General features: G+C 59.7%; 10 protein-coding genes and 1 pseudogene. 7 read left to right on the top strand and 4 right to left on the bottom strand.

Going from position 1 to position 13,373, the window contains the following annotated elements:
- Window positions 1-694: 694 nt before the first annotated feature.
- Window positions 695-952 carry a hypothetical protein gene (locus BGN91_RS13855; protein ID WP_292614057.1) on the bottom strand — a complete coding sequence of 86 codons (258 nt, stop codon included), beginning with the start codon at window positions 950-952 and terminating at the stop codon, window positions 695-697.
- Between the two features lie 126 nt (window positions 953-1,078).
- Here BGN91_RS13855 and BGN91_RS13850 point away from each other — a divergent pair, with 126 nt between their 5' ends.
- Window positions 1,079-1,279 (top strand): twin transmembrane helix small protein, encoded by a 201-nt coding sequence (locus tag BGN91_RS13850; protein ID WP_292614056.1) that lies wholly within the window; start codon window positions 1,079-1,081, stop codon window positions 1,277-1,279.
- A 158-nt stretch (window positions 1,280-1,437) separates the two neighbouring features.
- Here the strand turns inward: BGN91_RS13850 and BGN91_RS13845 are convergent, their stop codons facing one another.
- Window positions 1,438-3,012 carry an HWE histidine kinase domain-containing protein gene (locus BGN91_RS13845; RefSeq protein ID WP_292614054.1) on the bottom strand — a complete coding sequence of 525 codons (1,575 nt, stop codon included), beginning with the start codon at window positions 3,010-3,012 and terminating at the stop codon, window positions 1,438-1,440.
- Between the two features lie 490 nt (window positions 3,013-3,502).
- Here BGN91_RS13845 and BGN91_RS13840 point away from each other — a divergent pair, with 490 nt between their 5' ends.
- Entirely contained in the window at window positions 3,503-3,880 is a 378-nt protein-coding gene (locus tag BGN91_RS13840; protein WP_292614052.1) for a hypothetical protein, read from the top strand.
- A 49-nt stretch (window positions 3,881-3,929) separates the two neighbouring features.
- Here the strand turns inward: BGN91_RS13840 and BGN91_RS13835 are convergent, their stop codons facing one another.
- On the bottom strand, window positions 3,930-4,991 hold the full coding sequence (locus tag BGN91_RS13835; RefSeq protein ID WP_292614050.1) for a YihY/virulence factor BrkB family protein: 1,062 nt from the start codon (window positions 4,989-4,991) through the stop codon (window positions 3,930-3,932).
- 388 nt (window positions 4,992-5,379) lie between these two features.
- Between BGN91_RS13835 and BGN91_RS13830 the strand changes: the two genes are divergently transcribed.
- The 4 genes and pseudogenes from BGN91_RS13830 to BGN91_RS13815 all read left to right on the top strand — a co-directional run bounded on the left by BGN91_RS13830 (window position 5,380) and on the right by BGN91_RS13815 (window position 9,604).
- Window positions 5,380-5,553 (top strand): DUF1328 domain-containing protein, encoded by a 174-nt coding sequence (locus BGN91_RS13830; protein ID WP_292614048.1) that lies wholly within the window; start codon window positions 5,380-5,382, stop codon window positions 5,551-5,553.
- 130 nt (window positions 5,554-5,683) lie between these two features.
- Window positions 5,684-7,462: pseudogene (locus tag BGN91_RS13825) on the top strand (pyruvate oxidase).
- 328 nt (window positions 7,463-7,790) lie between these two features.
- Entirely contained in the window at window positions 7,791-8,792 is a 1,002-nt protein-coding gene (locus BGN91_RS13820; RefSeq protein WP_292614046.1) for an iron ABC transporter permease, read from the top strand.
- Complete coding sequence (locus tag BGN91_RS13815) at window positions 8,789-9,604, top strand: ABC transporter ATP-binding protein (protein WP_292614043.1); 816 nt, start codon at window positions 8,789-8,791, stop codon at window positions 9,602-9,604. The genes BGN91_RS13820 and BGN91_RS13815 overlap by 4 nt, the downstream gene beginning before the upstream one ends.
- Before the next feature lie 22 nt (window positions 9,605-9,626).
- Here BGN91_RS13815 and BGN91_RS13810 read toward each other — a convergent pair whose 3' ends face one another.
- Window positions 9,627-10,595, bottom strand: coding sequence for an ABC transporter substrate-binding protein (locus BGN91_RS13810; RefSeq protein WP_292614042.1), 969 nt, complete (start codon window positions 10,593-10,595; stop codon window positions 9,627-9,629).
- A gap of 389 nt (window positions 10,596-10,984) precedes the next feature.
- Between BGN91_RS13810 and BGN91_RS13805 the strand changes: the two genes are divergently transcribed.
- Window positions 10,985-13,351 (top strand): TonB-dependent receptor, encoded by a 2,367-nt coding sequence (locus tag BGN91_RS13805; protein ID WP_292614040.1) that lies wholly within the window; start codon window positions 10,985-10,987, stop codon window positions 13,349-13,351.
- The last annotated feature ends 22 nt before the right edge of the window (window positions 13,352-13,373 follow it).

The following is a 13,373-nucleotide window of genomic DNA, read 5'->3' as shown; positions in this document are numbered from 1 at the left end:
TGCCTTCTCTCATCAAAACACTTTTTCCTATGAGAAAGGTTTCAAAGGATTGATGCCTCCTCATTTGACCCTCCTGGTCTACGCAAACTAAAGCAACTTTAAAAAACACTGCTTAAAAGCTCTCTTGGAGCTACCGCGAGCAAAAGCATGGCGGCCGATAAATGGCGCGTGTCCGCTTCATATCGGCAACGATGGTCTCGCGTGGGCATTCGGCTGGAATTCAAATCTCTATGAAACCGATCTCAAGTTCGCGCCTCACCGGCTCGACGGTCGCCGCGAGTTCTTCGCGGCTCCGCTCCGACCCACGTCTCAGCCCTTGGTGGTTTCATAATCCGCGTCCTGTTGGATCTCTTCGGGGATTGGCTTAACTCAAGTTGTATTGAATCGTTCCTCGCGCACGGAACCAGCGCCAGCGTGGAGGCTCGTCCCGCATCGCGATGCGCGCTTCGGCGTCGCGGGAGCAACTAAACTCCGATCCGAACGCTGACAGGCACGACGGCCATGGCCAGGGTTCAGGCTGAACGTGCAAGTGGCTGCTCCGCTGGCAATATCTCATCGGCGACGACTTTCCGCTCGCCCAAGGTTCCTGAGCCTGTTGTATCCGGTGTGCTCACCGGCGTTACGTCGGCGCCCAGTAATTCCAGGCAGTCCGATTTCCCGACCGGAACGAAACCCTCCATCCACGGGTTGGTGGTCACAGCGCTGACAGGCCCGTCAGCCGGTTCCGGTTAGGAAGAGATTGGTCATGAACAGGATCATCTTGGGAGTCGCGATTGTTGCCGGCTGCGTATTCTCGGCCGGAGCAGCTACCGCGCAGCAGCATCCAATTCAATTGGCCCAGGGCGTCTACATCGGGCCGGGTGGCGTGGACGTTGATGTCGAAGGTCGACGACATCGACGCTACGACGATGAAGGCAATACCTGTGCTCGACTCCGTCGAGCCTGCATGCATAAGGAACATCGTGGCGAGGAAGGTATGGGCAACTGTCGGCGTTATCGTCGCATGTGCCGATAATCACGGCTGACCGTTGGGAGCCGGCGCAAAGATCTCGAGACCGACGGGCGTGGGAGCCACGGCATGATCCTGTTTCTGAGCAAAGTTTTGCTTCCGATCGCGGTGGCCTCGGTCGCTGCCGTCTTGCTGATGGGTCTCATCAACATGATGCGTGGCGGTAGCCCCAACCGCTCGCAGCATCTGATGCAAATGCGTATCCTCCTGCAATTCATTGCGATTGTCATCACCATGGCAACGATCTGGACGATTGGGGGGCAGCAATAGACCGCTGCCGCCACCCGAACTCTCCCGTCGCAAACTCTGATCACAAGCTTGGATTGACGTATCCATTCCGAAATTCGTTTGTCGACCGGGCGCTTTCCAGGCCGGCGATTGCGGACTCTCAACGCATAACAAGACCGAAGTGGAAGACCTGACGTCGGCTACGATGACAAGGTGGAGGGATCGAAGGGGATGTCGCTGAACAATTTTCCCGGCAGAACGATCTCGATGTCCATGCCGTATTCGGTGCAGACGCGAGCATAGCTTCCTTGCAATTGTTCATTGATGATAAGGTCGAGAAGCTTCGAACCGAAGCCGCCGTCTGCGGCATCGGCATAGCCTGTCTTCACGGGGCCCCTCTCGTTCCATTTGATATGCAGGTCGTCAATGCCGCGGCTGATATGGACGCCGAGAGCGCCGTCGGGATTCCTCAAAGCACCGTACTTGGTCGAATTCGTCGCCAGTTCGTGGAAAACGAGAGCCAGCGGAGTAATGCTTGCGCTCTTGATGAACACTTCGTCGCCATCGACCACGACGTGTTTGTCTTCGATCCCCTCATAAGGCCGAAGCAGAACGCCAATGAGGTCCTTTAGAGAAGTGAGAGCCGCCCCGGACCCGGACGTAGTCTCGGCGCGAATGAGACCATGCGCACGGTGTAATGCCCCGAGCCGACTTGTAAGTGTGTCTGCCAGCGGTTTCATCTCGGGTTTGCCGCGGACCGACAGGTTGATCAGCCCATTGACGAGCGCAAAAAGGTTTTTGATCCGATGGTCGAGTTCATTGGCCACAATCTCGCGTTCGGCTGCGAGATTCTTGAGCTGGTCGAAAAGTTCACTTCGTGTCGCAGTCGTTGTGGAGATGATCAGGGGCCCCAAAGAAATAAATGCGGCGCCCATGCTGATCGACAGCACTCGCGATTGATCGACATGCGATATATCAATATAGCCCAATGTCGCCGCCATGATTACCCATATGCAGAATACGAAGGTCAGCACGGCTGTCAGAAACACGCGATAGGAAATTGCGCACCAAAGAAGGGCCGGCACAGGGAATGCGAGAGCGCCCGTTCCTCCGAAAAAGATTCCCGTAACGGCCGAGAGGACAAATACAACGATCGGCGCTTGATCGTGGAAGGTGGGCTGCGGTAGCTGCTGCCGTGCCCATTTACGGCCTTCCGGATAGGACAAAATCATCGGCAAAAAAGCGAGCTGGTTTAAAAGCTCGACCGAAAACCAGTACCGGAAAGAGCTTACGGCTGCCGGATTATGGAATAAAGGGCCGACCAGGACTGCCCCGACAATGCCGGCGAACATGGACGCAGCGCCCACCGCGAAGAGGAGATAGAAAACCGAAGTCAGACGCTTGAGACGCTGATCGGCGCGATCGACCTTGGACAGCAGGACATACTCGATGATCACGACCCCGAAATTATACGCGATCAATCCTCCGCTTGTTACAAGTCCGTAGCCCATGATGGGGACCGCAATTGCGAAGCCGGCAAGACAAGCAACCCACCCAAGGGGAAGCGCCAACAAAGGAAAGCGCACGAGCATGCCGAGCATGAATGCATTGGCCGGCCAAATCAGCGACAAGACGTTATCGTTCGCCGTGCGGGCACCGAAGATGCAAAGCAGCGAGTAAGTTCCACCAAACATCACAAAATAAAGCCAAGCGCGGCGTGGGTTGGTCGGAAGCTTGAACCGGTCGATCAGCACGGCTTGGAACTCGGCTTTCACTTTGCTCGCCCTCTCGAGCTGAATCATACATGTTGTGTCAATCGGCTCCTTCAATTGGGGGTTATTGAAGGAGGAACTTTTCATCCTCAGCTACGAACTCCCGTGGTGATCTACAATCATCGAACGCCCATCGGGCCTTTGCGCTGGCGTTCAATCACCGATGGCTGTCGCAGAGGCCCACGCCACAGTGCGTGTTCGCGAGGGTTCATTGCTACTCGGAACCACGGATTCTCCACGTTTGTGCGGAAATAGCGGCGGTCGCATGCTGGACGGGCAGGTTTACCACGACATACACATGCGCCTCTTGATGCGATCACCGATGGCCAGGATACCATAGGCCGGTTTCGAACCGGCTCAGCCATGCGCTGCGCTGGTCGTCGTCTATAATCCTGAATAGTTCCTGGTCGCGCCCCATGCCGGACAGCTATATCGGAGAAGGAAATCAATCGGACGATTGCAGCGGCGCAGTCACGCGCGAATAGGATTGAAAATGACCCATCCGTTTTCCAAACGAGCCATAGAGGCAGCAATTCAAGCTGTTGCCGATGTTAGAGCGCACCTGACCCGCGACACAAACACCAGACGGCCATCGGATACGTTGTACGCCGAAGCTGCATTATCTGCTGCGCTCGCCGTGGACGGCGTAGCGCCGCAGAGCTGGCAGCCGATTGATACGGTGCCGGACATGGCGGTCTTGCTTTACTTCCCGACGAAGCATCAGGGCGCACAGGAACAGCATCGATCAGCAATGTACAAGGTGGATTTAGCCTCTCTCTACCCGTTTCGACAGCCGTCCCACTGGATGCCGTTGCCCCCGCCCCCTGCGGCGGTCGGGAATGACTTCCCTTCACCCCCGGCCAAGGAGTGAGGGCGCGATTCCGCTTCTGGCTTCGATGGTCGGTTCTCGAACTGAATCGTCATGGAATGGGTCTCACGGCCCCCATCTCCGGCCGCAGCGGTTCGGTCGTGCTGCCGCGTGACGTCTGCTGCTCCATTTCAGCGTCAATCTCGGCGCCCAGGAGGATCACGATGGCAGATATCCAGAGCCACGTCATGAAACCGATAATGGCGCCAAGCGAACCGTAGGTCTCATTAAACCTGCCGAAATTGGCAGCGTACCAGGAAAAAAGGCCCGATGCCGCGAGCCAGAGCAGGGCGGCGATTGCGCTTCCCCAGGTGATCCAGCGCCACCGCGCCGTCCTGCGGTCGGGGCCGTAACGGTAGATAACCACGAGAGCTAAGGTGAGAACGAAATACATCGCGGGCCATCTGCCGATGCGAAGCAGGAGGTCGCCGACATCGGAGAGGCCAATGTAGTTGAGAACCAAGGGGACCACGATGATTGAGCCGAGTGCGCCGAGCAGGAAACCCACGCCGGCAATCGTGAAGCAAAGCGAAAGCGCATTTAGCTTGACGAAGCCGCGCTTCTCATCTTCGCCATGCACGATATTCAATGTGTCGAACAAGGACTTCATCGCCGCGTTCGCGCTCCAAAGCGAGGTGATCAATCCGACAAAGAAGGTGAGGCCAAGTGTCTGAGAGCCCTTCGAAGCCACACGGGTGAGCTGGTCTCGAGCGATGTCGATAGCTCCGCTTGGCAAAAAGCCGCCGAGCTGATCGAGATGCCTTGTAATGGCCGTGGGGTCCGAGAAGAGACCATACATCGCGACCAAAGCCGCGATGGCGGGAAAGATAGCGAGGATGCTGTAGTAGGTCATAGCCGCCGCGAGCGCCAACACCCGATGTTTTGATATGTTCGCATAGACGCGCAGCATGATCTTCTTCCAGCTGCGCGGCGGCAATTCGGACGCCGTCGTTGCTCCACGGCGGCGATCGCTCCGTGTTGCCGGGGTGTTGGAGAAGGGAGCGCTGCTCCTCTCCGGAACGCCTGCACGCTGGTTCGACACGGAAAAAAGATATTCAGACGCGAACCCGATGCCGATCAGAACCAGCAGGAACACGACGGTCCAGCCAGTCACCTTCGGCCTCTCCGACGTGGCGCTCTCAGTCCTGCTGAACATTCCCTCTCCGCTCGTCGTCTCACCGTAACGAGAAGGAACTCGAGATCGTTCCTGAGCTTTTCGGAAAGTCACTGCGGCGGATGCCGCAGCCTCGAACGGCGACAGAGGCAAGGAGGGCTCGGACGGCTTTGGTCGACGCCATAATGATAAGGGCCTCAGCGCAATAGACTTGCCCTCAGTGTCAGGAATGCGGCCCCGCCTAAGGTGAGCTGAGGGATTATATGGAACCCGGAGCGGTTCTGAAAATTGTCTCGCAGGCTCGCACCGGACAATTACTGACGATCGATTCCTGAAGGACGCGCGTCAGACAATCCCGGCACCTGCTATCAAAGCGGAGAAACCGACCATGACGATTCTAAAATGGGCGCTTATCTTCTTCCTGATTTCGCTGGTGGCCGCTGTGTTCGGATTTACCGGCTTATCGGCGGCAAGCGCCGATATTGCGCGCATCCTGTTTTACATCTTCGGCATCATCTTCATTGCGTTGCTGCTTCTCGGCCTCACCATCTTTAGGGCTTGAACCGGAAGTCGGATAAATCCGGCCTGCAACGATTGTTCGTGTGACGAGTTCAAACGTCAATCGCAGCGCACGTCATGGCTGCACGCTTAATCCGCCGTTGGCGTCCGCATCTGCATTCGGGAACCGGGCGATGAATATCAGCGAGTTTGTTTGGCGGCGGCTGTCCGAATGGGGGCTGCGGCGAGTTTATGGCTATCCGGGAGATGGCGTCGGCGGCCTCGACGTTGCACTGGAAAAAGCTCGGGACACCATGGAATACGTGCAGGTTCGTCACGAGGAAATGGCGGCTTTTATGGCGTCCGCGCACGCAAAATTTACCGGCCAGGTCGGGCTTTGCTATGCGACTTCCGGCCCGGGAGCGATCCATCTGATGAACGGGCTGTACGACGCCAAGATGGATCATGTCCCTGTCGTCGCGTTGGTTGGCCAGCAGGCGAGGAGCGGGCTCGGTGCAAGCTACCAGCAGGAAGTCGACCTTCAAAATCTGTTTCAGGACGTTACTGAATACGTCGGACAGGCGAGCGTACCCGAACAAGTTCGTCACTTGATCGACCAACCGCTCGGCAACCGCGATGATTTCATCGGTAGCGTCGAGCGCGCCGGCGCCGACCAGCATTGCAACTTTTTTACCGGCGTTCAAAACATCGGCGGCATCCGCCAGCAACTGGTCATCCGGCAATTTGGCGGGGCCGGCATAGCCCACGCCGGTATGCGTCGCGCCGTGAGCAACCGGCGGATCCGCATATTCGAGTTCCTGAAGGTCATTGGGCAGGATCACGCAGGTGACACCTCGCCGATTATGCGCAATGCGCACGGCACGTGCAGGCGGGCGTCGCGAAAGCTCTGCTCGGCAAGGCTGCCGTGCCCGACGATCTTCCGTTCGTTGACCGGTTCGATCGGATTGCTCGGGACGAAGCCGAGCTGGGATCTCATGAAGGGCTGTGACACCTTCCTGATGGTCGGCTCGGCGTTCCCCTACAGTGAATTCCTGCCGAAGCCGGGCGCGGCGCGCGGCGTTCAGATCGACATCGAAGGCAGCCGTCTGAGCTTGCGATATCCGATGGAAGTCAACCTCGTCGGCGACAGCAAGACGTCGCTCCGCGCTCTCCTGCCCATGCTGACACAGAAAAAAGAATCACCATGGCGGCGCGGCATTGAGAGAGGCGTCAAGGACTGGTGGGAAACGCTTGAAAAGCGCGCGATGGCCAGCGCTGATCCGCTCAATCCGCAACGGGTTTTCTGGGAATTGTCACCGCGGCTTCCGGACAACGCAATCATCACCGCCGATTCAGGTTCGGTCGCCAACTGGTACGCGAGAGACTTGAAGATGCGCCGCGGCATGAAGGCGTCGCTGTCCGGAGGCCTGGCTTCATTGGGCGCGGGCACGCCTTACGCGCTCGCGGGAAAGATGGCCTATCCGGATCGCACCGTGATTGCCTGCATGGGCGATGGTGCCATGCAGATGAACGGCATCAATGTGATGATCACGATTTCGAAGTACTGGAAGCAATGGTCGAATCCGCGCCTGATCGTTCTCGTCCTCAACAATCGCGATCTCAATCAGGTGACCTGGGAAGAGCGAATTCAACTGGGTGCCGGCAAGACCGAATCTACTCAGAGCATTCCGGACCTCCCGTATCATGAATATGCCGAGCTGATCGGGCTCAAAGGAATCTTCGTCGATAACCCGGATCGGGTCGGCGAGGCCTGGGACGAGGCGTTCTCCGCGGATCGGCCGGTCATTCTGGAAGCCTATACCGATCCAAATGTGCCACCGCTGCCTCCGCACATCACGCTGAAGGAGGCCAGGAATTTTCTCAGCATGATTCCTTCCGAACCCGAACTTGGCAGCGTGCTGAAGAACAGCGCCAAGGAACTTCTGACCAGCGTGTTTCCCGGAAAGAAATAAGGATGATCGGGACGCCGAACGTGTCGAAGTCGTTAAACGGAGCAATCGGGAAACACGCCATTTTGTTTGTGGACGCAACCGGCGCTTATGGTGTGTGTCGGGCGTGGATCCCGCTCAGCGCTTCGCGGTCAAGCGAATCGCCCGATAACCTCCCCATGACGCCAGTTTGAAGCGGCGAGAAGAAGTCTCCGCGTGACGCGGTTCAGGCCGCCTTTCCCTGCAGCGGCGCTACTCCATCGACGTTGTATACTGACTATGATAACGGATTGGGCCGTCCGCCGGCAGCCCGTCTGTTTCGGTCCAATTCCAGAAGAAGAAGCAGACACGCATGCTACGCTTGGTCTTTCTGCCTCTGCTGCTGATCGGCGCGATCCTGTTTGCCATCACGATCGGTCGCTATCCGCTCTCGATCGGAGACATCGTGTCGTTCTTTCAGGCCATGGTCGGGTTGAAGCCGATGGCGCTGGACCGCTATCAACTGCTGCACAATATCATCGTGGAAATCCGCCTGCCGCGGATTCTCGGCGCCGGACTGGTCGGGGCCGCTCTCGCCTCATCGGGTGCGGCATTTCAGGCGGTGTTTCGCAATCCGCTGGTCTCGCCCGGGATTCTCGGCGTTCTCGGCGGTGCGAGTTTCGGCGCGGCTTTGGGAATCCTGCTGTTCGGCAACTGGGCATTGATCCAGCTCTCGGCCTTTGCGATGGGGCTCGTTGCGGTCGGCGTCGGACTTTTGATCGCCAATATGTTCGGTCAGGCTTCCATGATCATGCTTGTGCTCGGCGGCATGATTTCGGCCGCGCTGTTCACGTCGGCGCTGTCGATCGTCAAATATACCGCCGACCCCTACGAGCAGTTGCCGGCTATCGTGTACTGGCTGATGGGCAGCCTGGGCGGCCTGGATATGACCCAGATTCGCTGGGCCGCAATTCCGATCGCCGGCGGGCTCGTGGTGCTGGCGCTGTTCGGCCGTGCGCTCGACGCGCTATCGATGGGGGACGACGAGGCGCGTGCGCTCGGCGTGCCGGCGCAGCAGGTGCGTTATGGCGTGATCGGCGCGGCGACGCTGGTCTCCGCTTTATCGGTGTCGCTCGCCGGCATGATCGGATGGGTCGGCCTCGTGGTTCCGCATGTGGTGCGCCTCGCGCTCGGGCCGGGCAATGCGCGGCTGCTTCCCGCCAGCGCGTTCTCGGGCGCTATCTTTTTGATCGCCGCCGATTGCGTCTCCCGCAGCATCACGCGATCCGAAATTCCAATCGGGATTCTCACGGAGCTGCTCGGCATCCCGGCCTTCATCATCGTCTTGCGCCGGGCGCGGCAGGGCTGGACATGATGACAGCCGTCGTCACCGCCGAATGTCTTGAGGCGCGGGATGTTCATTTCCGCCGTGGCGCGCGCATTATTCTGGATGACATCAATATCCGCCTTCATGCGGGCGAGATCGTCGCCTTGCTCGGAGCCAACGGCGCCGGCAAGAGCACGTTGTTTCGTATCCTGCTGGGCTTCCTCAAGCCCGAGCGGGGCGAAGTCCGGCTGGGCGACAGGCCGCTTGCGGAGTTCACGCGCCGGGCGCTGGCACAGCGCATCGCCTATGTGCCGCAAGCGCACGTCGCACCGTTTCCCTATAAAGTGCAAGATGTGGTGCTGCTCGGCCGGCTTGCCGAGACCGGGATCTTCCGCGCGCCGCAGGCCGCCGATCGTCGAGCCGTTGAAGAAGTGCTGGAGCGGCTGGCGATCGCGCATCTTGCGCCGCGCCCCTATACCGAGATTTCAGGCGGCGAGCGGCAATTGACCCTGATCGCCCGCGCGCTCGCGCAAGGAGCCCGCATCCTCGTCATGGACGAGCCGATGACGGGGCTCGATTATGGCTATCAGGTTCGGCTGCTGCAGCATCTGGTCGATCTCGCCGGCAGCGGCCGCTCAATCCTGTTGAGCACTCACAATCCGGAACACGCGGTGCAGGCCGCGACACGCATAGCCGTGCTGCGCGACGGTGCGATCATGGCGGACGGTCCGCCGGCAGACATCATCACGCCATCGCTCATCCGCGCGCTCTACGGCGTTGAGGTCTCAACCTTGACGAACGCCGAAGGCCGGATGGTGATCGTTCCGGCCATGGAGCGCGTGCCGTCGACTGGGGCGTGAGCGGACTGGCGCGTCAGCATCCTCAAGGGCGGCCGTTGAGGATGTCCTCGACCTGCTGTTTGGTCAGTGGCGTCCTGAAAAATGTCGCATAGAACGCAGCGACTTCGTCGCGGATATCCCAATCCTTGAACAGATCCGGGTGGATGAGTTGCGCCGCCCACAACACGGTCAGCGGCTCCTCGACAGTGCGGTTGCCCCACAGGTGCACGCCGCTGGGTATGGCTGCGACGCGGCGGTTGCGAATGGCTGAGACGGTGCCGAGGCGCGGATCAGCATAGGCTTCGGCAACTTCGGCCGCGCTGCTGAGGATCATCACTTCCGGATCCCATGCCAGAAGCTGCTCGCGGGTGAAGGTCAGCGCCTCGGTCGAACGTTCGCCGTCCGTAACGCTTCGGCCGCCGGCCCTGGCGATCCACCACTCCGCGATGAGGTGCGGCTGGGTCATACGCTTGAGGTTGGCATAGAGCACGCGTGGTCGTTGCGCCGGCTGCCGTGCCAGCCGCGCGCCGATGTTGTCAAGCGTGGCATCGAAGTAGTTGCAATAGGCTTGCGCCGCCTGGGCCTTGTTGTAGATCTGGCCAAGCAGACGCATCACCGCCTTCACGTCGTCCGGCTGCCGCCACGCCAGGAATGCCGCGGGAGTATGGGCGCGGGCCACGAGATCGATGGTCTGCCGGTCCATGGTGAGGACGACATCCGGCTTCGTCTCGACGAGGCCTTCGACAAGCGGCGCACCGCCGCCGCCCTGCAGCACGGGTCGCCGTGCGAGCTCGGGATCGACCAGGTACTGCATGCGCCAGCGCGGACCGGACAGGTTTGGCGGCAGGCCGTTGACGAGCGATTTTGCTTCGCCAAGCGCGAATACGAAGCTGTTGAGTACCGGGACCGGGCCGATGGTCGCCACCCGCGTCACGTGATCGGCGATGACCACGCTGCGGCCGGCCATATCCGTGATCGTGCGGTCGGCCCGTGCATATGTCGTCCACGCCATAAGCGCGGCGACGCACGCGAAAAAGTGTAACAGGCCGTCGACTGACTATTCTGCGTTGTTTCAAAATCAGGTTCTCCACGTCGCGCGCGGGTTTCGCCTGGCTTACGCGCGCGTTCGCTTCGTCGATGCTTGACGCCGCCAGTTCCATTCTATACGTGGTATTCAATTAAACATAACGATTTGAAGCAATCGCGTCACGATGCTTCAAGCCTTCCCGCTTTTCGGTCGGGAGCCGCGCGTTTGGCGCGCGGGAATGGTCGCGTCGGATTGACGATCCGCAGATCGGACCGAGGGCGGGTGGCTGTACCGGGGGTACAGCAACTTTTCATAAACATCGCGGGCGAAGCGACGCATTGGCGCGTCGCTGCGTGGAATATTGGGGGAAGATCGTGAAGAGGATATTATTCGTCAGTGCCCTGCTCAGCAGCGGCTCGTATGCCACGCTGGCGGCGTCGCAGGATTCGCAGAACTCAAGGAAACTTCCGCCGGTGACGGTTACCGCCGACGGTCAACTGAAGAACGTGCAGCAGAACGGGAAAAAGAACGCGCGTGGCCGGGCCGTGCGGCGTTCGCGTCAGGCTGCGCCGCAAAATCAGCAGCCGGCGCAGCATCAACAACAACAGGCCGCCGGTGTGCTGGCGCCGCAAAACCAGATTCTCAGCACCGCACCCAGGCCGGCCGGCGCCAGCAGCGTGACGCAGAACGGCATCGCCATTCTCGGCGGCCCCGCCCAGACCAGTTTCTATCAGGCATTGACCATGGTGCCCTCGGTGCTGGTTGAAAGCCCTGATCCGTACGGTCTCAGCCCGACCCGCAATATCAGCATTCGCGGCAAAGGCGACTTCCATCTCTCGAAAAATATCGAAGGATTGCCACTGGCGGGCATCGTCGGCGGCACCGACCTGTATGACCTGGAAAACATCCGCAGGATCGATGTCTATCGCGGCGCGGTGCCGTCCGATCAAGGTCTTGGTCTTTCGAATGCGTCCGGCGTCATCAACCAGTTCATTCTCGGCCCGCAGGACAAGGCCGGCGTCACCGGGCGGCAGGCGTTCGGCTCCGACAATTTCTACAAGACATTCCTGCGCGTCGATACCGGCCTGCTGAAGGATACCGGCACCAGGGCATTCATCTCCGGCTCGAACGCCCAGACTGACAAGTGGAAAGGAGCCGGAGACATCGAGCGCCAGAATCTCACCTTCGGCATTAATCAAGCAATCGGCGAACGCATCACGGTGGACCTCAACGCCGTCTACAACAAATTCGACGGCAACACCTACCGCGGGCTGAGCTACGCCCAGGCACAGGATATCAGCCGCAACTACAAGTTCGACTACAACACGGCGCTGACGGGTGTTCCTGCGACCGATGTGAACTACTACAAGTTCAATCGTGTCACCGCCGAGAATTTCGCGGTCCTCGGCAAGGTGGATTACAACTTCGCGCCCGGCCAGCATCTGTTGATCAAACCGTATTTCTGGAACAACAACGGCTACAACTATTCGGCTGCGGGCAATCAGGTGCAGATCTGGCGTCAGCAGAACCAGAACATCGGCAACGTTTTCGAATACACGGGCAGGTTCGCGACGGGGACGGACGTGGTCGCCGGCTATTGGTGGCAGTCGATGCAGCCGCCGCCGCCGCCCACGGACCAGCGCCGCTTCACCGTCAATGCCGGCAACCTGGTTTTTGCCAACTGGCAGAACCTTGCGAGGATCGACGACTTCACGGTCAACAGCCCGTACTTCCAGGTCTCGCAAAAGTTCGGCGACACTTTCGTGACCGCCGGCGTGCGCTACATGATCCTCGGCGGGCCGAAGATGCAGTATTACAACACGGCGGGCATTCCCAACGGCAGCTACGATCAGGCGCTGGCGACCAATCCGGCGCTCTATCCGGACGCGACCGTGCAGGCTCGCGACTATACCGCGTGGCTGCCCAACATCGCCGTCCGGCAGGATCTGAACTCGGTCCTGAGCGCCAATGTTTCCTACGGCCGCAGGTTCGGCCGCCCGGACTGGGGCCCGCAGGCAAGCAACTATATCTCCAACCGTACGGCCTTCCTCGGGAAGGGCTATACGCTGCAAACGCTGGTGGACAAGGTGCGGCCGGAGATCGCCGACCAGTTCGACGCCTCGCTGCGCTACAGCAACAACGGCCTGACCATCGTGCCCGGCGTATTCTATGCCAAGCATCAGAACAAGCAGGTCAAGATCATCGATCCGACGATCGGCGCGAACATCGCCTATTACCAGGGCACAGGCTCGAGCACCGAATACGGCGCCGAACTGGAGGCATCATATGCGCTGAACACCTACCTTGCGGTGTTCGGCACCGGCACCTGGGCTTCGGAGACTTTTGATTCCGATACGCCGACGCTCAGCGGTGGCGCGACGCTGGCGACCAAGGGCAAGCAGATTCCCAACACGCCGCAGGTCATGTTGAAAGGTGGCGTCACCTATCAGTGGGCCGGTCTCTCCGTCTCGCCGATCGTGCGCTATATCGGCCCGCGCTACGGCGATGCGGCGAATACGCAACGCGTTCCGGGATACACGGTGGCTGACGTCACGGCGTCTTATGATCTTGGCACGCACCTCGGCATCGAATCGGTGAAAGCGAGCATCTCGGTGCTCAACATCTTCGACCGCCGCTATATCTCGGAAATCTCGCCGAACGACACCGACCTCAGCGCGGGCGCCAACTACTACGCCGGCGCGCCGCGGACGGTGGTGGGGTCGCTGTCGATGAAATTCTGATAAACGGCGCGCCGCGCGGGGG

Origin of the sequence: Nitrobacter sp. 62-13, from assembly GCF_001896955.1 — a bacterium.
In the GTDB taxonomy this organism is placed as follows: Bacteria; Pseudomonadota; Alphaproteobacteria; order Rhizobiales; family Xanthobacteraceae; genus Nitrobacter.
The sequence above is the reverse complement of the archived record's forward strand: the minus strand, read 5'-3'. Positions and strand labels throughout refer to the sequence as shown.

Excerpts from the sequence above, each read along its gene's own strand:
- BGN91_RS13850 (WP_292614056.1), top strand. The coding sequence starts at position 1,079 with ATGATCCTGTTTCTGAGCAAAGTTTTGCTTCCGATCGCGGTGGCCTCG.
- BGN91_RS13855 (WP_292614057.1), bottom strand. The coding sequence starts at position 952 with ATGCATGCAGGCTCGACGGAGTCGAGCACAGGTATTGCCTTCATCGTC.
- BGN91_RS13815 (WP_292614043.1), top strand. The coding sequence starts at position 8,789 with ATGATGACAGCCGTCGTCACCGCCGAATGTCTTGAGGCGCGGGATGTT.
- BGN91_RS13830 (WP_292614048.1), top strand. The coding sequence starts at position 5,380 with ATGACGATTCTAAAATGGGCGCTTATCTTCTTCCTGATTTCGCTGGTG.
- BGN91_RS13820 (WP_292614046.1), top strand. The coding sequence starts at position 7,791 with ATGCTACGCTTGGTCTTTCTGCCTCTGCTGCTGATCGGCGCGATCCTG.
- BGN91_RS13810 (WP_292614042.1), bottom strand. The coding sequence starts at position 10,595 with ATGGCGTGGACGACATATGCACGGGCCGACCGCACGATCACGGATATG.
- BGN91_RS13840 (WP_292614052.1), top strand. The coding sequence starts at position 3,503 with ATGACCCATCCGTTTTCCAAACGAGCCATAGAGGCAGCAATTCAAGCT.